The 20903-nt window shown below is 43.3% G+C and carries 17 protein-coding genes and 1 riboswitch; of the genes, 6 read left to right on the top strand and 11 right to left on the bottom strand.

The features are described from left to right. Positions 1-357 precede the first annotated feature (357 nt). Positions 358-1383 carry a sensor histidine kinase gene (locus JFC08_RS09390; RefSeq protein ID WP_227697715.1) on the bottom strand — a complete coding sequence of 342 codons (1026 nt, stop codon included), beginning with the start codon at positions 1381-1383 and terminating at the stop codon, positions 358-360. A gap of 251 nt (positions 1384-1634) precedes the next feature. Here JFC08_RS09390 and argH point away from each other — a divergent pair, with 251 nt between their 5' ends. Together argH and JFC08_RS09380 are read left to right on the top strand one after the other, a co-directional pair. Next, a complete protein-coding gene (gene argH / locus JFC08_RS09385) occupies positions 1635-3008 on the top strand; it encodes an argininosuccinate lyase (protein ID WP_198330504.1) in 1374 nt (457 codons plus the stop codon). Positions 3009-3208: 200 nt separating this feature from the next. Next, entirely contained in the window at positions 3209-3499 is a 291-nt protein-coding gene (locus JFC08_RS09380) for an oxidative damage protection protein (protein ID WP_060490196.1), read from the top strand. A gap of 89 nt (positions 3500-3588) precedes the next feature. On the opposite strand, the gene phoU is transcribed toward JFC08_RS09380, so the two are convergent. The 5 genes from phoU to pstS form a co-directional block, all read right to left on the bottom strand. Then, positions 3589-4395, bottom strand: coding sequence for a phosphate signaling complex protein PhoU (gene phoU, locus JFC08_RS09375; RefSeq protein ID WP_227697714.1), 807 nt, complete (start codon positions 4393-4395; stop codon positions 3589-3591). Between the two features lie 119 nt (positions 4396-4514). Then, the gene (gene pstB, locus JFC08_RS09370) at positions 4515-5441 is read right to left on the bottom strand and encodes a phosphate ABC transporter ATP-binding protein PstB (RefSeq protein ID WP_087814967.1); all 927 of its coding nucleotides are present in this window, start codon (positions 5439-5441) and stop codon (positions 4515-4517) included. Between the two features lie 97 nt (positions 5442-5538). Continuing rightward, complete coding sequence (gene pstA / locus JFC08_RS09365) at positions 5539-6444, bottom strand: phosphate ABC transporter permease PstA (protein ID WP_109590613.1); 906 nt, start codon at positions 6442-6444, stop codon at positions 5539-5541. 91 nt (positions 6445-6535) lie between these two features. Next, positions 6536-7489: a phosphate ABC transporter permease subunit PstC gene (gene pstC, locus JFC08_RS09360; RefSeq protein ID WP_198330500.1), complete on the bottom strand. Its 954-nt coding sequence runs from the start codon at positions 7487-7489 to the stop codon at positions 6536-6538. Positions 7490-7685: 196 nt separating this feature from the next. Next, positions 7686-8849, bottom strand: a complete 1164-nt coding sequence (pstS, locus tag JFC08_RS09355; RefSeq protein ID WP_198330499.1) for a phosphate ABC transporter substrate-binding protein PstS — start codon at positions 8847-8849, stop codon at positions 7686-7688. 292 nt (positions 8850-9141) lie between these two features. After that, positions 9142-9284: riboswitch (TPP riboswitch) on the top strand. Positions 9285-9532: 248 nt separating this feature from the next. Here pstS and thiC point away from each other — a divergent pair. Continuing rightward, positions 9533-11473 carry a phosphomethylpyrimidine synthase ThiC gene (gene thiC / locus JFC08_RS09350; RefSeq protein ID WP_198330498.1) on the top strand — a complete coding sequence of 647 codons (1941 nt, stop codon included), beginning with the start codon at positions 9533-9535 and terminating at the stop codon, positions 11471-11473. A 55-nt stretch (positions 11474-11528) separates the two neighbouring features. Here thiC and JFC08_RS09345 read toward each other — a convergent pair whose 3' ends face one another. From JFC08_RS09345 to JFC08_RS09330, 4 genes are all read right to left on the bottom strand, one after another. Further along, the gene (locus tag JFC08_RS09345) at positions 11529-12674 is read right to left on the bottom strand and encodes a hypothetical protein (protein WP_198330497.1); all 1146 of its coding nucleotides are present in this window, start codon (positions 12672-12674) and stop codon (positions 11529-11531) included. A 6-nt stretch (positions 12675-12680) separates the two neighbouring features. Next, positions 12681-13778, bottom strand: a complete 1098-nt coding sequence (locus JFC08_RS09340) for a hypothetical protein (protein WP_198330496.1) — start codon at positions 13776-13778, stop codon at positions 12681-12683. Positions 13779-13873: 95 nt separating this feature from the next. Then, positions 13874-14776, bottom strand: a complete 903-nt coding sequence (locus JFC08_RS09335) for a fructose bisphosphate aldolase (protein ID WP_198330495.1) — start codon at positions 14774-14776, stop codon at positions 13874-13876. Positions 14777-14957: 181 nt separating this feature from the next. Next, a complete protein-coding gene (locus tag JFC08_RS09330) occupies positions 14958-15806 on the bottom strand; it encodes a DMT family transporter (RefSeq protein WP_198330494.1) in 849 nt (282 codons plus the stop codon). Positions 15807-16124: 318 nt separating this feature from the next. Here JFC08_RS09330 and JFC08_RS09325 point away from each other — a divergent pair, with 318 nt between their 5' ends. The 3 genes from JFC08_RS09325 to JFC08_RS09315 are packed head-to-tail and all read left to right on the top strand — an operon-like array spanning position 16125 to position 19624. Further along, positions 16125-18032, top strand: coding sequence for an ABC transporter ATP-binding protein (locus JFC08_RS09325; RefSeq protein ID WP_198330493.1), 1908 nt, complete (start codon positions 16125-16127; stop codon positions 18030-18032). A gap of 51 nt (positions 18033-18083) precedes the next feature. Further along, the gene (locus JFC08_RS09320) at positions 18084-18974 is read left to right on the top strand and encodes an alpha/beta fold hydrolase (protein ID WP_198330492.1); all 891 of its coding nucleotides are present in this window, start codon (positions 18084-18086) and stop codon (positions 18972-18974) included. A 17-nt stretch (positions 18975-18991) separates the two neighbouring features. Then, on the top strand, positions 18992-19624 hold the full coding sequence (locus JFC08_RS09315) for an alpha-ketoglutarate-dependent dioxygenase AlkB family protein (RefSeq protein WP_198330503.1): 633 nt from the start codon (positions 18992-18994) through the stop codon (positions 19622-19624). A gap of 191 nt (positions 19625-19815) precedes the next feature. Here JFC08_RS09315 and JFC08_RS09310 read toward each other — a convergent pair whose 3' ends face one another. Continuing rightward, the gene (locus JFC08_RS09310; RefSeq protein WP_198330491.1) at positions 19816-20820 is read right to left on the bottom strand and encodes an NADP-dependent oxidoreductase; all 1005 of its coding nucleotides are present in this window, start codon (positions 20818-20820) and stop codon (positions 19816-19818) included. Between the last annotated feature and the right edge of the window lie 83 nt (positions 20821-20903).

Here is a 20903-nt window from a genome sequence, read left to right as displayed (position 1 = left end):
TAATTTAGAGAGCCCTGTTTGAAATAGTCTCTTTATTTTAAAGCCTTTATACTTAATTTTACAGATTAGGGACACGCCCTAGTATTTTTTTCAATGGCCTTACCAACATATTAGCACTCATTACCAATCACTTAGCATAAAAACCTTTAATTATTTCATAAAACAATAACTGGCTATATTGACGTTGATAGCCTTGTGCATTGAGTTTTATTGCGATGCATTTATCGATAATAATTTTTATGGAGAATCATGGCTAAATGTAAAGTAAAACAACCCATTAGCTATAAAGATGGTGCAATAAGTATGCCATACCTATTTATTGAGAAATAAAATACAAAATTAAACCCAAAAAAACGGTCATAAACTAACATCCTGCAGCGGATAGTCGATGACGGTAATAATTCGACTACTAGTAACGCTACTTTTAATATCCGCACTTTGGCCGAAATAAGCCCGTAAACGTTCCGCTTGAATATAAAAGTTCATGTGCTGACGCAAATCATGGTTAATAATCATGGTTTTTTTCGGCAGCGCGACACCAATCGTAATCACAACCCGATGCTGCTGCCAAGTGACTTTAATATTGATATAAATGGTTTCAGTGGTCATCTCCACCACATTCAGCAGCATTTTTTCTAGCACGCTCTGTAAGGTCAAGGCGGTAATCACCATGTCATACATGATATCTTCGTCAGGTAATTGCCAACTCACTTCAAGCTTATCCGCTAAGCGGCTAGACTCAATCGCTAGATAGTGCTCACAAAGAGCAATTTCTTCTTCAAAACTAATCTCTCGTGCCCCATTGAAACTGGCACGGAATAATGCAGAAACGTGCTGTAATAAATCAGCAGCGCGAACTGGGTCAGATTCAATCAATGACATTAACGTATTGATGGTATTAAAAAAGAAATGCGGTGCCAGACGGGCTTTTAACACATCGTTTTGGGCGCGCAGTTTTTGCTCAAACGATTGTTTGAGCGCATTCGTCTCACGATAACGGCGTAAAAAATACAGTAAGAACACCAAGGTAAAGCCACCACTAATCACCGCATCAAACAATATATTTAGAATAAAAGTTTGACGGTCATATTCAAACCAACCAATATTAATCATTACTAGCATGACTAAAATCATGGATATGGTAGATGCCACCATGAGTAAGGCAAGCACATACATGCTGGCTTTAGGTATGCTCATGCCCTTAAAAATGGGGCGCAAATAATCAATGATGTATAAGGAAGGAATAATACTCAAGGTATTTTGCAGGACTCTGCTAAACAGCTGAATCAAAAAATCTGACCACGTGGCAATATCATAGCGATTTATTACCGTGACAAATAGCGACCAAAAAAAGATATAAATGAACCACTGCCAAGGCTTCATGACCTCCATGAGCTTGGGAATAAAAAACTCTAAGCGCTCCGCTAGTAAGGCAACCTCATCCTTTGCTATACTTGAGCTCTTATTCTGCTGACTTGTCTTGTACCGATATGAACGCCAATTCTTCAAAACCTAGTAGTCCCGAATCAAATGTAAACCCATCTGTCTCTGATTCTAGCACAGATGCTCCGATAACAAATAACGCTGCACAAAACAACCCTGTAAGCAGTCCTTCAAACAGCCAAGGCCAACAGATGTGGGGCGGACGCTTCAGTGAAGCGACGGACAGCTTTGTCGCTGCCTTCACCGCCTCTGTTGGCTTTGACCAACGCTTTGCGCGTCACGATATCCAAGGCTCAATCGCCCACGCGACCATGCTTAAAGAATGTGACATTTTGACCGCTGACGAAGTAGCCACCATTATTGATGGTCTGCATCAGGTACTGCGCGAGATTGAGGCTGGCGAGTTTAACTGGTCAATCGCGCTAGAAGACGTGCATATGAATGTTGAGTCGCGCTTGACTGACATCATCGGCGCTGTTGGTAAAAAGCTGCATACGGGTCGTAGCCGTAACGATCAGGTTGCCACCGATATTCGTCTTTGGCTACGCGAAGAGACTGATAATATCATTGCCTTATTAGTACGCTTGCAAAGTGGTTTGCTTGATTTGGCTGAGCAGCATACTGACACTATTATGCCCGGCTTTACCCATTTACAAACGGCGCAGCCTGTGAGCTTTGGTCATCACGTCATGGCGTGGTTTGAGATGTTATATCGCGATACCGAACGTCTGGTCGATGCGCGCCGCCGTATCAATCAGATGCCGCTTGGTAGCGCTGCCCTTGCTGGCACGACATTCCCAATTGATCGTACCATCACTGCGGAGCTGCTAGGTTTCGAAGGTATTTGCCAAAACTCGCTTGATGCCGTCTCAGATCGTGACTTTGCGATTGAATTTACCTCAGCCGCTTCTATCTTGATGATGCATATGTCACGGATGAGCGAAGAGATTATCCTATGGATGTCAGCGCAGTTTAACTTTGTACAAATCCCTGATCGCTTCTGTACTGGCTCATCCATCATGCCGCAAAAGAAGAATCCTGATGTGCCAGAGTTGGTTCGCGGTAAAGCAGCACGTGTTTTTGGCCAATTGATGACACTCCTTAGCCTGATGAAAAGCCAGCCACTGGCTTATAACAAAGACAACCAAGAAGACAAAGAGCCGTTGTTTGATTGCGTCGATACGCTTACCGGCTGTTTATTGGCTTTTGCTGATATGCTACCGAATATCACTCCAAATAAAGAAAACATGCGCGCCGCTACGATGAAAGGCTATGCGACTGCGACTGACCTTGCAGATTATTTGGTACGCCAAGGCGTGGCGTTCCGTGATGCTCATGAAGTGGTGGGTAACGCCGTTGCTTTGGGTATCAAAGAAGGTGTTGATTTGAGCGATTTGTCATTGGCACAGCTACAGCAATTTAGCGATGCAATCGGTGATGATGTCTTTGAATATTTAACGCTAGAAGGCTCATTAGCAGCCCGTGACCACTTAGGTGGTACAGCGCCAAATCAAGTTAAGCAAGCAGTTGCTCGCGGTCGCAGCCGTTTAGAGGTATTTGCGTAAAAGCGCATTGTTGACCATACAGCTTTTACCATCAAAAACACCCGCCCCTGCTGCGGGTGTTTTTGATACCATGATGAGGTAAAGTAAATTCAGCTAATAATATTTAAGTCACTTATGCTGATTGGGTTTGGTATAACTATTCTCATGAGTGATTCAATAACATATTTTTATAATAACTAAACCATAATAAGGAACGCCTTATGACTGAGACTTTTAATCCGCAAGCCAATACGGTATTTTGCCGTAAGTATCAGCAAGAATTGCCAAAAATGCCGCACCCGCCTTTTCCTAATAAAAAAGGTCAGGAGCTACAAGAAACAGTATCTGAAAAAGCATGGAAAGAATGGCTTGAACAGCAAACGATGCTGATTAATGAAAACCATCTAAGCATGTTAGATCCTGCTGCCAAAAAATTCCTCACCGAACAACGGGATAAATTTTTAGATAATGAAGATTATGAGCGTGCACAAGGTTGGACGCCAGAGAGCTAGTTATCTTTTATTATTGCCATAAAATAAAAAACGCGCTATTTAATATAGCGCGTTTTTTTGGATGTAAAATTAACGATGAACTGTTTTTTTCAGCTCTCATCACCGTTTGAGTCTACAAAATCCGTGGCTGAATTGACGGCAGGTTTAGTGGCAGACAGGGTGCTTACTTGGCGCGCCGCCATACGGTCATTGGCTTCTTGCACGGCTTTTTCGACCAGCGCATAGTCGGAATGACGCACATCTTGCCCACTAATATAGTTAATCACCAGTTCTGCAATATTTTGTGCATGATCGCCTACCCGCTCAAGTGCGCGCAACACCCACATAATATTGATGACTTTTGAAACGTGCCGTGAATCTTCCATAATATAGGTCATTAAAGCACGGATGGCTGACTGATACTCATCGTTGACGACGCTATCATTGCGCATGACCTCAAACGCTTGCTCAGCATTCGATTGGCTAAATGCCTCTAGCGCATTGTGCAGCATCAAACGAACCTGATTGCTGAGGTGTTGCACTTCCGCATAACCATACGACAGCTTACCTTGTGCCGCAATTTTTTTGGCCATCTGAGCGATTTTCACGGCTTCATCACCGATGCGTTCTAAATCAACCACGCCTTTACTGATGGACATGACCAAGCGTAAATCACTGGCGGCGGGCTGACGTTTGGCGACCAATAGCAAGATATGCTCATCCAACTCGACTTCCATTCGATTGATATCAAAGTCCATATCAATCACCTCTTGCGCCAGTGTCTCATTTTTATCGATAAGCGCATGGATCGCTTTCGCCACTTGGTTGGCCGCGCTATCGCCCATGTATAAAAACAAACGGATAGCTTCATCAAGATCTTGGTCAAAACTTTTGGAGATATGCTTATCGCTTTGCATAAGAGGTATTCCCTAAAATCCATATTTTGGTAGCGCGGTGTGGCTGTTGAGTCGAACAGACTGGCTCACGATATCTTATTGAACGTATCGAGCACGTCGTACTTGCTCAGACCGCGATGTTAGCCATAACGACCCGTAATATAATCTTCTGTGGCGGTTTGGGCAGGCTTGGTAAATATCTGGTCGGTCTCGCCCATCTCAATCATATCGCCTAAGTACATATAAACGGTATAGTCAGACACGCGCGCGGCCTGTTGCATGTTATGCGTAACGATGGCAATGGTGTAATCCTGTTTTAAGTCTTCAATCAAATCTTCGATAGCACCTGTCGAGATAGGATCTAACGCTGACGTTGGCTCATCAAGCAATAACACTTCAGGCTTGGTCGCGACGCTACGCGCAATACACAAGCGTTGCTGCTGACCGCCTGATAACGAAAGCCCTGATGCTTTTAGCTTGTCTTTCACCTCTGGCCATAATGCAGATTTTTTAAGTGCCCACTCTACCCGATTGTCCAGCTCAGCCTTGCTCAACTTTTCATAAAGGCGTACTCCAAAGGCGACATTGTCATAGATTGACATCGGGAATGGGGTTGGCTTCTGAAAAACCATACCGACTTGGGCGCGTAGCAAATTGACATCGACGTCTTTGCCCAAGATATTGTTGCCATCAAGATTAATATTGCCTTCTGCCCGCATACCCGGATATAAATCGTACATCCGATTAAAGGTACGCAACAGCGTCGATTTGCCGCAACCTGAAGGACCAATGAAAGCAGTGACTTTTTTATCAGGAATATCGATATTGATGTTTTTTAGCGCCTGAAAGTCACCATAATAGAAATTCAGATCCCGAATTTGCATTTTTGCTGCAGGCATGTTTTTGGGAATATCATGAAGCGTTTGTTTGGTTAGGCTGGCAATATCTGGCTGCTCCATTTGTGCTGCCGTCGACATCGGTCTGTTTAATAAACTGTCTGTTGTTGGATTAAATTTATCTGCCGCATTGAATTTATCGACAGGCTTTTTTGTACGGATTTTGCTCATGACGTCATTCATAATATGTTCCAACCCAGCTCAATGAATATAAATGGAAGTAAATGCTCGAGGTAATCTAGGATAAGCCTTAATTTACCATCAGCCTTTATTTAGCCTGACCTCTACTACCGATGAATCTCGCCAAAATATTTAATACCAAGACAGAGGTCGTGATCAGCAACGCCGCCGCCCACGCTAAGGTATGCCAGTTATCATAAGGACTCATCGCAAACTGATAGATGGTATTGGGTAAGTTGGCAATAGGCTGACCCATATCGGTACTGAAATATTGGTTGTTAAGCGCCGTAAATAGCAACGGTGCTGTCTCACCGGTGATGCGAGCAAATGCCAGTAACACCCCAGTGGTCAGTCCTGCTCTAGCCGCCTTAATCGTTACTTGAGTCACCATTTTCCACTTGGGTGTGCCAAGTGCGTAAGCCGCTTCACGAATGCTATTAGGAACCAGATTGAGCATATTCTCAGTCGTACGCACGACCACAGGAATAACGATTAATGCCAATGCTAACGCGCCTGCCCAACCAGAGAAACTTTGACCTTTTACCATCAATGCATAAATAAAGAGACCAATCACAATCGAGGGTGCGGATAACAAAATATCATTTAAGAAACGCGTTACCTTGCCAAGCATACTGCCTTGAGCGAACTCGGATAAATAAATACCTGTCATGAGGCCAATAGGTGCACCGATAAACAATCCTGAAAACGCGAGCATTACTGAACCGACAATGGCGTTACGCAGCCCGCCCGCACTCATCGGTGGCGGTGTATCAGCAGTAAAAATAGGCAGCTGCACAATACCTTGAAAGCCTTCCACGAAAAGCGTAAGCAAAATCCAAAACAACCAAAATAGTCCAAAAACCATCGCCGACATGGCAAAGCCTAGACCTAACTTGTTGGTCAAACGGCGCTTGTTATAAAGGCTTTGATTGTAGCGGCTAGCGCTGTTTGGCTGAGTCGGTAGTGGTGCATTGATCGCATTGTTAGCAGCCATACTATTTATTTCCCATATCTTTTATCAATATCTATCAATGTTTATTGATGTCCAATAAATCCGTAAAAGACCTATCGAGATTGTCAAACGACTACCGATTGCCTGCCTTGTGATCCATGCGCATGAGCATGAGTTTTGCTAGAGATAGTACAATGAAGGTGATGACAAATAAGATTAAGCCTAAATGTAATAAGGAAGCCAAATGTAGCTCACTCGACGCTTCGGCAAACTCGTTGGCTAAAGCTGAGGTAATAGTCACACCTGAGGTAAATAGACTCGGACTGATGTTAAAGGCATTACCAATCAAGAAAGTCACTGCCATCGTCTCACCCAATGCCCGACCCAGTCCTAAGATCACGCCACCAACCACGCCAGCTTTGGTATACGGCAGGATAATTTTGAACATGACTTCCCAAGTCGTCGCGCCCATGCCATATGCTGATTCTTTAAGCAGGTCTGGCACGACCGAAAAAACATCGCGCATGGTGGCGGCGATAAATGGAATAATCATGATGGCAAGTACCAGCGAGGCGGTAAACATACCCAGTCCCATTGGTGCACCAGTAAATAGCTTACCGATGATAGGCAATGGCCCTATATGCTCGATAAACCATGGCTGAATGTGATCACCGAAGAAAGGTGCAAAGACAAACAAACCCCACATACCGTAAATGATAGAAGGGATACCAGCCAATAGCTCAATGGCGATACCAAGTGGTTTTTTGAGGAAGATTGGGCACATCTCGGTCAAAAATATGGCAATACCAAAACTGATTGGTACTGCAATGAGAATAGCTATAAATGACGTTACTAGCGTGCCATAAATAGGGGCAAGAGCCCCGTACTCATTGGCGACCGTATCCCAATTATTACTGGTATAAAATCCTAGACCAAATGTTTGAATGCTCGGCCATGCTCCGATAATCAAGGAGACTAAAATGCCGCCCAACGATAAGAGTACCAGTATGGCAAAAGCCTTAGTAGCATTCACAAACAATAAGTCATAGCGCTTTTGTTTAGCCAGTTGGGACCTTAAATCATTCATAAGTGTCTCAGCATTAAATAGAATCAAGTCAAAATAGTAGAAGCATTCATTCGGTTTTATCACAACAAACTTGTCATCAAATTTGCTGTGATAAAACCTCTCAAATAACTACCGGAGAATAGTTATTCGAGAGGATAACTCGAAAGGGACTAGTAAGGCACTGACAAGGTATTAAAGAATATTTAGCAGAAACAGGTTACTGAGCAGGCTTATAAACAGGCTGTCCATCACTGCCTTTTACCTCGTTCCATTTTTCCTTGAATAAGGCAACCGCTGCATCAGAGAATGGTACGTAATCGAGTGCCATGGCATCATCGTCGCCTTGGGTATAAGCCCAATCAAAGAAGTTCAACACGCCAGCCACTTGCTGAGGATTCTCTGGCTGCTTATGTACCAAGATAAAGGTCGCAGCAGCTATCGGCCATGCTTGCTCAGTCTCAGAGTTGGTGATGACTTTATAAAAGCCTGCTTGTTTTGACCAGTCGATATCACCTGCCGCAGCAAATGTCTCAGCAGATGGCTGAACGACGTTGCCAGCAGCGTTTTTCAATGCAGTATGTGACATGTTGTTTTGCTTAGCGTAAGCATATTCCACATAACCGATAGAGTTTTTCATACGGTTGACGTAGCTTGAAACCCCTTCGTTACCTTTACCACCTGCACCAGTCGCAGACGTTGGCCATTTGACTGTTTTATCAACACCAACTGTGTCTTTCCAGTCTGGCGAGACTTTGGCAAGATAATCCGTAAAGTTAAACGTTGTCCCTGAACCGTCTGAGCGGAATACTGTCGTAATAGCGGCATCAGGCAAAGTCAAATCTGGGTTCATGGCTTTGATAGCAGGGTCATTCCAGTTGCTAATCTTACCCAAATAGATGTCTGCCAACATTGCACCGTCTAATTTCAACGCGCCCGGCTCAACACCATCGATGTTGACGATAGGTACAACACCGCCGATAACCGTCGGAAACTGAATCAAGCCTGCTGCGTCTAGCTCTTCAGGCGTCATCGGCGCGTCAGACGCCCCAAAATCGACTGTCTTTGATTCGATTTGTTTGATACCACCAGAAGAGCCAATCGATTGGTAATTGACTTGGCCACCGGTAGCAGCGTTGTAGTCGTAAGACCATTTAGCATAAATAGGCTGCGGGAACGATGCCCCTGCACCCGTGATATTCATAGCGATATTCTCAGCAGATTTAAAACCTGTTGTAGAAGCAGAGGTTGTCTGAGTGGTTGCTTCAGTGGTGGTGACAGCGCTACTGCTATCCGCAGCTGGCTCTGTCGTTTCAGTCGATTTATTACATGCCGTAAGCACTAATGTACAACTAACGGCCACTGCTAATAACGAATAACGCATGTAGGACTCCTAAAGTTTAACAACGATACAAAAAAGCATTGTTTGTGACATGCGTGCTATCTTGCCAAATCTTTATGACAGTTTAATGACAACCTCTGCAATCTTTCATTCGCTTTACATAATATTTAGATAAGCTATCTACAGCTCAGTAATATCAAGTGATTTCAATCACTGGTACTCTAGAGTCGTTCTCATAAAAACATCGAACCTCAAACTCAAAGCCTGATATTTTCATCTAAATATCATTAGCCCTCATTGCAGAACTTTGTTAGTATTGAGTTGATTTACAACACTGACAGACTCGGGGTGCGGTGTATTATCGACTCACTTTTAAGCTTGCTTTATTAAAGTAGTCGCCTTTATACATTCGCTGAGAGATCACCCGCCGAACCTGATGCGGTTAGTACCGACGCAGGGAAGTCTTAAGCACTTTGTTATTTATGGCAAAGGACGTGCAGAAATGCCTTTTTTATCCTCATTACTCCCTTAATGTGCGTGATGTACTATTAAGTAGTGAAGACTGATATCAAGCTGCGTCCAACGTTTGATGAGCATCATCCGCGACTATGTTTTTTGGTCGTAGGCTGATGCTCATGAACTGAATTTGTCTAGATCACAGATGCCACCCCCGCAGCTACTGGCGGTGTTGCTTTTATTCAAAAACCAACACGCTAGGACAGCATATGACAACTTTATTAGCCACTTCTCCTTATCAAAAACCTTCTAAGACAGACGCGTTAAAGACCCCTGCTCACCGCAGTGCCAGTGATGCTCGTTTCGAAGAAGACGCTCGCGATTTACACCGCATACTCCCCGCCTCCCGTAAAGTTTATATCGAAGGCTCTAGATCCGATATTCAAGTACCCATGCGTGAAATCACGCTTGATCCTACCCCTGTGCAAGGCGTTTCTGAGAACGAATGGGAACAGAACCCACCATTTTATGTTTATGACACCTCTGGCGTTTATACCGATCCCAACGTCGAGATTGATTTGACCAAAGGCTTACCAAAGCTGCGTGAAGGCTGGATAAATGAGCGCGGCGATACCGAGCAATTAAGCGGATTATCGAGCGCTTACGGAATGGCACGCGCCCGCGATATCAGCACTGCCAATCTACGATTTGCTCATATCGACAAACCACGCCGCGCCAAAACTGTCGATGGCAAAGCTGGCAACGTCACGCAGATGTACTATGCACGCCGCGGCATCATCACCCCAGAAATGGAATATATCGCCATTCGCGAAACGCAAAAGCAGCATGAGCTGACCGATATGCGTCAGCACGATGGTGAGAACTTTGGCGCCAATACGCCCACTGTTATTACCCCTGAATTTGTGCGTAGCGAAGTAGCGGCAGGTCGCGCCATTATTCCAAATAACATTAACCATCCAGAATCTGAACCGATGATTATCGGACGCAACTTTTTGGTTAAAATTAACGCCAATATCGGTAATTCAGCGCTCGGTTCTTCTATTGATGAAGAAGTGTCTAAAATGACATGGGCCACACGTTGGGGTGCGGATAACATCATGGATTTGTCGACTGGCAATCATATTCACGAAACGCGCGAATGGCTGATTCGTAACTCGCCAGTGCCGATTGGTACCGTCCCTATTTATCAAGCACTCGAAAAAGTCGATGGCGTGGCAGAAGATTTAACGTGGGAAATCTTTCGTGATACCTTGATTGAGCAAGCCGAACAAGGCGTAGATTACTTTACTATCCATGCGGGTGTTTTATTAGAGTACGTGCCACTGACTGCCGGACGCTTAACCGGTATCGTCTCGCGTGGCGGATCTATCATGGCGCAGTGGTGCATGTTTCATAATAAAGAGAGCTTTTTATATACTCATTTTGAAGATATCTGTGAGATTATGAAGCAGTACGATGTGGCGTTTAGTCTAGGCGATGGCTTACGTCCAGGCTGTTTGCAAGATGCCAATGACGAGGCGCAATTTGGTGAGCTGCGTACCCTTGGCGAGTTGACCCAAGTGGCTTGGAAGCATGACGTACAGGTCATGATTGAAGGTCCCGGTCACGTAGCAATGAACCGTATTAAAGAAAATATGGATTTGCAGTTAGAAGTTTGTGCCGACGCACCTTTTTATACCTTAGGGCCACTAACCACTGATATCGCACCTGGTTACGACCATATTACCAGTGCGATTGGTGCGGCGATGATTGGCTGGTTTGGCACGGCAATGCTCTGCTATGTCACGCCAAAAGAGCATTTAGGTCTGCCTAATAAAAAAGATGTTAAAGACGGTATCATCACCTATAAAATCGCAGCCCACGCGGCTGATTTGGCTAAAGGTCATCCCGGTGCGCAGGCACGTGATAATGCTTTATCTAAAGCACGATTTGAATTCCGCTGGGACGACCAGTTCAATCTGGCGCTCGACCCAGATACCGCACGCGAATTTCATGATGAAACCTTGCCTAAAGACGCGCACAAAACGGCGCACTTTTGCTCGATGTGTGGTCCTAAATTTTGCTCAATGAAAATCACTCAAAACGTGCGGGATTATGCGGCAGGACTAGATAAAGATGCCGCTAATAAAAAATCAACTCCGAAATCGGATGATTCAACCAATGTAGGTCATGTTATTAAAGAGGTGTAGTGCTTTACTTACTGAAAACTGGCTAACTTAAAAAGCTTGAATCCATCCACTGGGTTCAAGCTTTTTTTGTACCTACTTGTGAGGGTTGTAAAAAAACCCGTTTCAAATAAGAATCGCATAACTTCATAATGATTAAATAAACAAGCAAAGTCAGTGGATAGCCAAAGATAATAATAAAAATAGTATAACCATGATACCTGCTGGCATGCTCGCCCAGTAACCAATCTATAAGACAAATCTTATAGAAAACTATCATCAATACGATAAATGGAACTATCAGAATCCCTAACCATGTGACCATCCATGCTTTTTTAAGGCTTTTCTTCCGGCTCCAATACATAAGTCCATAGTGAGCACCCCCTAACAAACATATTAAAAACAACAGAAGTATTAATGAGTCTAAGTTAATTAACCACTTTGCTAGAGGCATTGGTTGTGGTTGATAAGATATCTCAAGAACATCTTGAGGCAGATGATCAAAAAACCACTTAGAATCTGCTTTTATCATCCCACTTAAAGGTTCGCCAAGATTAGTCTTCAAATATTTCGACTCATCAGCAATCTTTAGAGTAACGGTCAAGTCACCAAAGCTTTTCCAAGTTTTGGCAGGTTTTAATGAATAGCTATAGATATATTGATTGGTCCAATCACTACGGTTTATTGTAGGATAGGCAGAATATTTAACATTAATGACATGATTGCCTTCGCTTAAGTGTATCTCAAAGTATTTAGCGTCATTATTGAACGGCACAGCCGTATCCGTTTCCGGATCATAATAAGCAGGCAATGATTTTGAATGACTTTCATAATCATAATTGATAAGTACTGGTACCGCTTGCCCATCGACTTCGACTATAAAGCTTTTGTCTGCATCATTATCTATGTTATCGAACACCTCAAAAACCAAAGGTATTCGATCGCCTTCTTTAGCGCTATAAATTTCATAAGTGACATCATAGTCAGCTTGATTAAAACCTTCAGCAATATCGATATCTATGTTTTCAGACAATATATCGATATCTTTGCTTGAATATGCCGTACTGGCATTAGTACCGTCGATAATGGGAGACGCCATATTGGCATAGCTAAACATACTGTGGCTTAATAAAAGCAATCCTAAAATGGTCCTACGCATTAATATTCTCTCAAATGGCTCGTCAGCTAGCTGTTCGCGAATCACAAAGCTATTTACAGCCTTCAACTATAATTACTTTACTGTTTTAGTAACCGTCTGTTTAACCATCATAAAAACCACAAAACTAATTATCAAATAAATAGGTGTTATTACTATATAGCCTAATGGCAAAACCCATATAAAGAACAAATTACGACTCTCTCCTGTTGCGCCTTGACCAATGATCATATCTGTCACCAGTAGATATAGATAATAAATTATCAGGCTAAGCAGAGGCACTAGAAAACCACCCACGAGCATGACTGTCCAAAGGGTTTCGGGCTGGGCTTGCTGTCTACGTTTCATCATACGTAAATGCAGTCCACCCAATACAAATAGCGCGAAACTTATAGTTATGAATGGCGAAACAGCCGTCAAAACTTTTGCCACAGGATTCAGAGGTGCTTGAAGAATAAAATCAATCTCTTTCGCAAGATTATCGTTGAAATGCCATTGGTTATTAGAAGGTAAAGTATTCTTTGTGCCATCGATATCCATACTGATATAGTCTAAACTACCATTGAAATTTAGCTTAATAAATGACCCTTTAAACTGCTTATCATCACTGACGCTCTCCTTCATCGGCACTAACGAATAAGAGTAAGTGCTTATCCCAGTCCAATCACTGCCATAATAATGCGGCTGGACGTCATAAGTAGCTGTAATAGTATGCAACCCTGACGACAAATCCAGGTTGATATACTTTGAATCTGCTCTGAATTGCTCTAAACCAGTATTGGCTGGCATATAGAAATCAGATGTCTCAAGCCCGTTATTATCTTCAGTAACCGTTACGACAGGCACTGATTGACCATCGACAGTAATTTCGAACTCATCACTTTGTTCAAATTCATCGAATACTTCAAAAACCAATGGGAATTGAAGCCCTTCACGATTGTTATACAGCTTATAGCTCACTGTATAACCAGCATTATTAGCATCATCTGTAATATCGATATTAACTGTCTCTGATATAACATCGATGGCATTATTAAAATAAGCAGCGCTTGCCCAAGTACCTGAATAGCCTACAGGCTCCATAGATTGACTAGAAACACTCCAAATTAATAAAAACCCTCCTAAAGTAATAAAGCGAAACACAACCTCTCCAGAAACCATAAAAACAAACACAAGTTTAATAAATATCTACTGTGAATGCCATTAAAAAAATCCCAGCAAACCTAAAGTCAGCTGGGATTCAAAATCAATTATAAAGGTTTAAGGCTTTAAACTTTCGACGCCTCATAAATCTCTTCGATAGATGTGTTGATAGTATTAGCAAACTCATCATCACTTTGCTGTTTGCTCAATCCTTCGGTAAAGGCACGTGAGAAGCTGGCTATCATACCGGGGTTTTGCTTAAGCTTGGCACAAGCATCGCCACGGCTATAGCCGCCCGATAACGCCACAACTTTTAGCACTTTTGGATGATCGATTAGCTCTTGGTAAAAACCCGCTTCTTCTGGCAGAGTCAGTTTTAGCATCACTTGCTGATCATCAGTCAAACGATCTAGGTTGTGCAAAATGCTGGTCTTTAGTATGACTTCACATTCATGCTTTTTCCTACTGTTGATATCGACTTCAGGCTCTACGATTGGCATCAGACCTTTTGAGAGTATCTGTTTTGCCACATCGAATTGCTGTTGCACGACCAGCTCAATGCCATCGACATTCGGCTCATAAATTACTGAGCGCATTTTGGTACCAAATACTGGATAGTTTTTGGCTTTATCGAGTAGCAAATCTAAATTTGGCATCGGACGCATCACTTGGACGCCATTCATTTGCTCAGCCAAACCCTTATCCACTTTTAAAAATGGCACAATATTTTTATCTTCCCATAGATAATTGGCCGTCGGTTTGCCATTGACCTCACGTTCCATAGTATCTTCGAACAAAATCGCCCCAAGCACACGCTCATTATCAAAAGCCTCGCAAGTCATGATACGCGCACGCATCTCATGCACTTGGTCGAACATGGCTTCATCGTTGTCATAATCATCGCCTGTGACACCATAATTCTCTAACGCTTTTGGCGTGCTGCCGCCACTCTGGTCGAGGGCAGCGATAAATCCCGAACCATTTTTAATACGTTGTAGCTGTTTGTTATATTGGTTTTGATATTCCATTGAGAGTGCGTCCTATTGTTATTGGTTGAGTTCAAGTGTCACAAAGTAAATCGCTTTTTATTGGCTTATATCAGCCTTACTGTTTGTAGACAACCTTATCATAGGACGCTCTTTGTGCCTATATCTGATAAGTTAACGCTTTTATAAAATAATAAATATAGTCATAAATGCAGACGAAATCCTATGCCAAAAATAGCACTGCCACACAGAAAATGGCTAATAATAAACCCAATACATTAATACGGTTAAGCGACTCCTTAAACACACCAACCCCTATCAAGGTTGCCACTGCAATGACACCGACATTCATACCGGTAAAGACGATGCTAGGCGACTCGGACAATAATTGATGCGCACGTACATAAGCATAGATATTGCCCATATTGAGCGCACCTAATAACAATCCTGCTGCGAGCGCATTCCCCTGCCAGCGCACCCGCGTAATCAGCAAATAAATAAACAGCAATAATCCTGCTAAACCAAAACTGACAAATAACGTAAGAGGAAAAGCAGTGCCCTGCTTGGCAACTTGCTTGAACAAGATATCAATAATGCCATAGCCTGCCCAGACGCCAAATAGCCAAAGCGGTGTATGCTTCGCTTGTCTGCTAATCTTACCCTGCTGTGGACGATAAATCAGTGCACCAAGTGCCAAAAATCCTAACGCCAGTCCAAATATTCGTGTGCCGGTCAGTATTTCACCAAACAATAAAAAAGCCGCGACGATAGGAATAATCAACGATAGCCGCTGAGCCGCATCAGTTGCTACCATTCCCACAGATTCAATCGCCCTTCCAAGGATAATAAATACCGCAGGTAGCAATATGCCAAGCGCAATAATAATCGCCCAAGCACCGCCAAGCGCATTCATGCCACTGACGTCTGGCTTCAATAAAAACCACGTCAGCAGAAAAGCCACCGGATAGCCTGCGACGATGGTCTGGCGTATGTCTATATTTTTCTGTCGTAACACTTTTAGCAATACTGAAACGGCGACACTACAAAGCACCGCTATCGTCAAATATATCATGAGCTCTTACCTTGTTAAACTGCCACTTTACGGGGGTATTATTCGCTCATCATTCATATACTGAAGACAAAGCGCGAACTGCCAATGAGGATAAAGCCATAGAATGTAACAAAGTATTTCTTACACAGCAATCTATTTATTGGCTTTTATTCGACTGCTGACAAGTGGCTCTTTACCGTTCAATTTACAATTAGCATGCAGGTCTGATTGGGAAGTTTGCTAAAATAGTACTCAATCCTAATAACAAAAGTAAAGATTCAAAATAACGAGTAATGTCGTTGATTTTGGCGTACTGCTATTGATGTTTTATGACTGCCTATGAATGCTCTATTTCGATTTTTTGAAACTCGCCTCCCTGCCTTTCCTGAAACCCCTATGCCGCTACCTTCACCCCGTGATGGCATGCTAAAGTTCTTGTGGGCGTGTACCAACGGTTTACGTGGCTGGCTATTGATATTTATGATTTTGTCTGCGGGCATTGGCATCTATGAAGCGATGCTATTTGCTTGGATTGGGAATATCGTTGACTGGCTAGGCGTCTATACACCGCAGAATCTGTGGTTAGAAAAAGGCGATATGCTACTGCTCATGCTAGCCGTCATGATCATGAGTCCGCTATGGATTGCATTGTCATCATTCATCCATTTTCAGACCTTGCAAGGCGTCTTTCCCATGCAAATGCGCTGGCGCTTTCACCAGCGAATGCTTGGGCAATCGATGCAGTTTTATCAAGATGAATTTTCTGGACGTGTCTCAGCCAAAGTAATGCAAACCGCACTGGCCGTACGCGATACAGTTATGACCGTCACCGATATGTTTATGTATGTCACCGTTTATTTTATTACGTCAGGTGTCATTTTATTTAATCTGGACAGCCTATTATTAATCCCGTTTATCGTTTGGCTAGTCTTGGTTGCGCTGACTATTTGGTACTTTATCCCTAAGCTCAAACAAACTGCCATTGTGCAAGCAGATGCCCGTGCTTTAATGACTGGCCGCATTACCGATGCTTATGCCAATATCATGACCGTCAAGCTGTTTAGCCATTCACGCCGTGAGCTGAGTTATGCCAAAAATGCCATGGGGCAATTTTTAGGTACCGTCCATGCACAGATGCGCTGGGTCAGTTATTTAGAAGTATCAACCCATCTAATCAGTGTGATTTTGGTTAGTGGCACTGCGGCTATTGGCTTATATTTATGGCAACAAGGCGCGGTCGGTGTCGGTGCGATTGCTGCCGCGACAGCCATGGCACTACGTTTGAACGGTTTGACTCGTTGGATCATGTGGCAAACTGCCAGTCTATTTGAAAGTATCGGAACCGTACAAGATGGCATGCGTACCTTATCAGCGCCGCAAAAAATCATTGATAAGCCCAATGCACCCGCTTTGAAAGTCACCGAAGGTCGTATCGTTTTTGATCATGTTGATTTCAGTTATGAGAATGATAGCGACGCTGTTGAAGGCGATAGCTTAGATACAGTGAAAACATCAGCAACGCCTACTACGAAGACTAAACTGCTCGATAACTTTTATTTGGACATTAAATCTGGCGAAAAGATAGGCTTGGTTGGGCGCTCAGGTGCCGGTAAATCCACCTTAGTTAATTTATTGTTACGCTTCTTTGATGTTGATAGCGGTAAAATCCTTATCGATGGACAAGCAATTGATGAAGTCACCCAAGAGTCTTTGCGCCAACAGATAGGTATGGTGACGCAAGATACGTCTTTGCTACATCGGACAGTACGTGAAAATATCGCTTACGGTCGTCCTGATGCAACCGATGAAGAAATTATTACGGCTGCCAAACAAGCGCAAGCATGGGACTTTATCAAAGACTTATATGATGATAAAGGCAATACAGGACTTGATACACAAGTCGGTGAGCGCGGCGTCAAACTCTCTGGTGGTCAACGTCAGCGTATCGCCATCTCACGTGTTATGCTAAAAAATGCGCCCATCTTACTACTGGACGAAGCGACCAGCGCCCTTGACTCTGAGATTGAATTTGCCATTACCGAAAGCCTGAATGACATCATGACAGGTAAAACGGTCATTGCGATTGCCCATCGTCTCTCCACCATTGCCGCACTTGATCGATTGGTGGTCATGGATAAAGGTAAAATTATCGAACAAGGCAGCCATGATGAATTATTAAATCTACACGGTGTTTATGCTCGCTTGTGGCACCGTCAAAGTGGCGGATTCTTAGGCGAAGACAGCTAAGTACAATCATTAATTTTCATTGAAAATCAGACACAAGGAGGTGTGTACATTATGAAAGCATTTGCAAAAAATATTAATATTAGTGGAAAACAAGCGCGCTACTATAACCTTAGCCAGCTTACGCCATCGATACAGTCAAGTACTGCCTCTCGCGTACCAGCACACTTTTATGGTGGCAATAGTTTTACCGTTGGTACTTATAGTCCCTTATTAAATGCGCTGGCAACTGACTTCAAAATCAGCTCGCTTGCGCTTCGTGGCTATTGGTATGACAAGCCGCAGCGCCGTCGTCTTACGCGCGAGCAGGATGCTGAGATACTTATTGAATTTTTAGAAAAAACGCAAGACAAACCCATCGTTGGTATTGGTCATTCGCAAGGAGCCACTGCTACTGCCATCGCTGCAGCCCAGCGCCCAGATCTGTTTTCACAGCTATATTTAATAGAGCCTGTGACGTTTACCAAACCACAAGCCCGACTCTATAATCTATTGCCGCGTAAGCTTCTGCTTAGTCGCGAACCGTTTAAAAGCACCCTCACCAAACAATCTACTTGGGCAAGCATCGATGATTATTATGAGAACTTACGCGCTCAACGTGCTTATAGGCGCATGAGTGATGCGCATTTGCGGGTATTTGCAGAGCAAAGTTTATCCAAAGATACCAATGGCTGTTACACGCTGATATTTGCGCCTGAACAAGAGCTCGCCAACTATTTTGGCGCGCCGCATATCGATACCGCCCTCAAGCAATTAAGCTGTCCTTATACGCTTATCACTGGCAAGCCGACGTTGTTTATTAACCATAAAGTGCGACAACAATGGCAAAAATTCGTCCCTGATGACAGCATCATATCTTTGTTAGATTACGGTCATCTACTGCCGATGGAAGCACCTGAATTATGTGCTCAAGTTATCAATGAGCATTATCATAGTTATAAATAAGCTGAGCTGTCTAAGTGATGACTGACCTCTTTGCCCCTAAACCGACTGATAACCTATTGCCTTACGATGGTCAGGTCAATGACTTAGGGGTAGTTATCAATGAGGCTAACGCTCTGTATGAGAATTTACTAAATGAGCTACCTTGGCAGTCTGACATCGTGACGTTGTTTGGTAAAACACATGTTACCACTCGCCAAATCGTCTGGATGGGTGACCACGATGTCAGTTATTATTACTCTGGACAGACGCGTCGAGCCATTCCATGGTCAAAGCAGATGTTGCACGTAAAACGACATATTGAGCAGCAGTTATCAAGCAGTGGAATCAACGTTGATTTTAATTCTTGCTTGCTTAATTACTATCCCTCTGGTGAGGATGGTATGGGCTATCATGCCGACGATGAAAAAGAGCTGGGCGCGCAGCCGATTATTGCTTCTTTATCGCTCGGTGCTAGGCGAAAATTTGTTTTTAAGCATAAAACTATTAGACAAAAGAACAAGCCCGTCAAAGTTGAGCTATATCTTGAGTCCGGTCAGCTTATCGTTATGCATGGCGATACGCAGGATTTTTGGATGCATACCATTACAAAAACTAAAACTGTCACATCAGGTCGCATTAGCCTCACGTTTCGAAAAGTGCTATCGCATTAAATTAATGCAACTTAATATAAGCTAGAGCGCGTCCTCGTTTTGAAAATGGTGATAAAAATGAGATAAACGGTAGCCAAACAAGGAAAATAGCTGATTAATATCGGAAGATTAACCAGCTATTTGATGCAGTCTAGAAAGATTTAACCATTTTCAGCCCATTTAGTCGCATGCCTTCATATTGAAGACATGCCCTAGCTCACTTCCAAAACGATCTTGCCAAAAGCAGCACCTTTTTGCAGCTCATGATGAGCCGCGACCACTTCAGACAATGGATAGGTTTGCTGAATACGTAGCGTTAGCTTGCCATCAGCAACGAGCTGTAAAACTCGCGCCATATCTTCACCACTACGCTGCGCCTTATAACCCGCTACCTTTAGCTGTTTCTGGCTACCCGCTTCTTTGAGTTTATCCACCCAAATCGTTGGTAACACATTGACGCGACCACCAGATTTGAGCACGCTAAGCGCTCGCACGCCTGCTTCATTACCAACCAAATCCAGTAGCACATCTGCCTGTAACTCAGGGAATTCATCGTCTTTGGTATAATCAATCCAACCTGTAAGCTGATTGGTATCTATTATTTCATCAAGCTTGGCATATTTTTCTGGTGAGCAAATAACAGTCACCTTGATATTGTTTTTAGCCACTTTATCCATGAGCAGCTGAATCAACAAGTGACCCACGCCGCCCGCTGGCGCGTTTATCACCACATGCTCACCATCTTGAATATCTGCAAACTCTACAAACTGTATCGCCGTCTGTCCAATACAAGGCAGCGCACCTGCTTGCTCTAATGTGACAGAATCCGATACTTTTGCCAGCATGTCAGCATCGACTGCTACATACTCTGCATAACAGCCACCATGAAAAGTCAGGGCAGCGACCTGTGTACCGATAGTAAATTGCTCACTACGACTATCGACCACAGTGCCTGACATATCAAACCCCAAAATTGCAGGCTCATTTTTATCAAACTTGTCTTTTTGAATGGCATCAGCGCCCCAGCCTTTGCCTTGACGCGTTTTGTAATCGACAGGATTGATACCCGCATAAGCAACTTTGACCAATACCTGATTGTCTGTCAACACAGGAATGGCCACATCCTCTTGATAGCTCATCACTTCAGGTTCGCCAAACTCACGTATGAGTACGGCATGTTGGGTCGTTGGTAGCGGATTATGAGAAAGAGTAGACATCGTTATATATCCTTATAGGTATCTATTGCTTTATTTTTGCATTCAATTTTATTTTTAGTGAATAACTTAAGCTTATCTAATAA

The organism is Psychrobacter cibarius, assembly GCF_016107535.1.
In the GTDB taxonomy this organism is placed as follows: Bacteria; Pseudomonadota; Gammaproteobacteria; order Pseudomonadales; family Moraxellaceae; genus Psychrobacter; species Psychrobacter cibarius.
The sequence above is the reverse complement of the archived record's forward strand: the minus strand, read 5'-3'. Positions and strand labels throughout refer to the sequence as shown.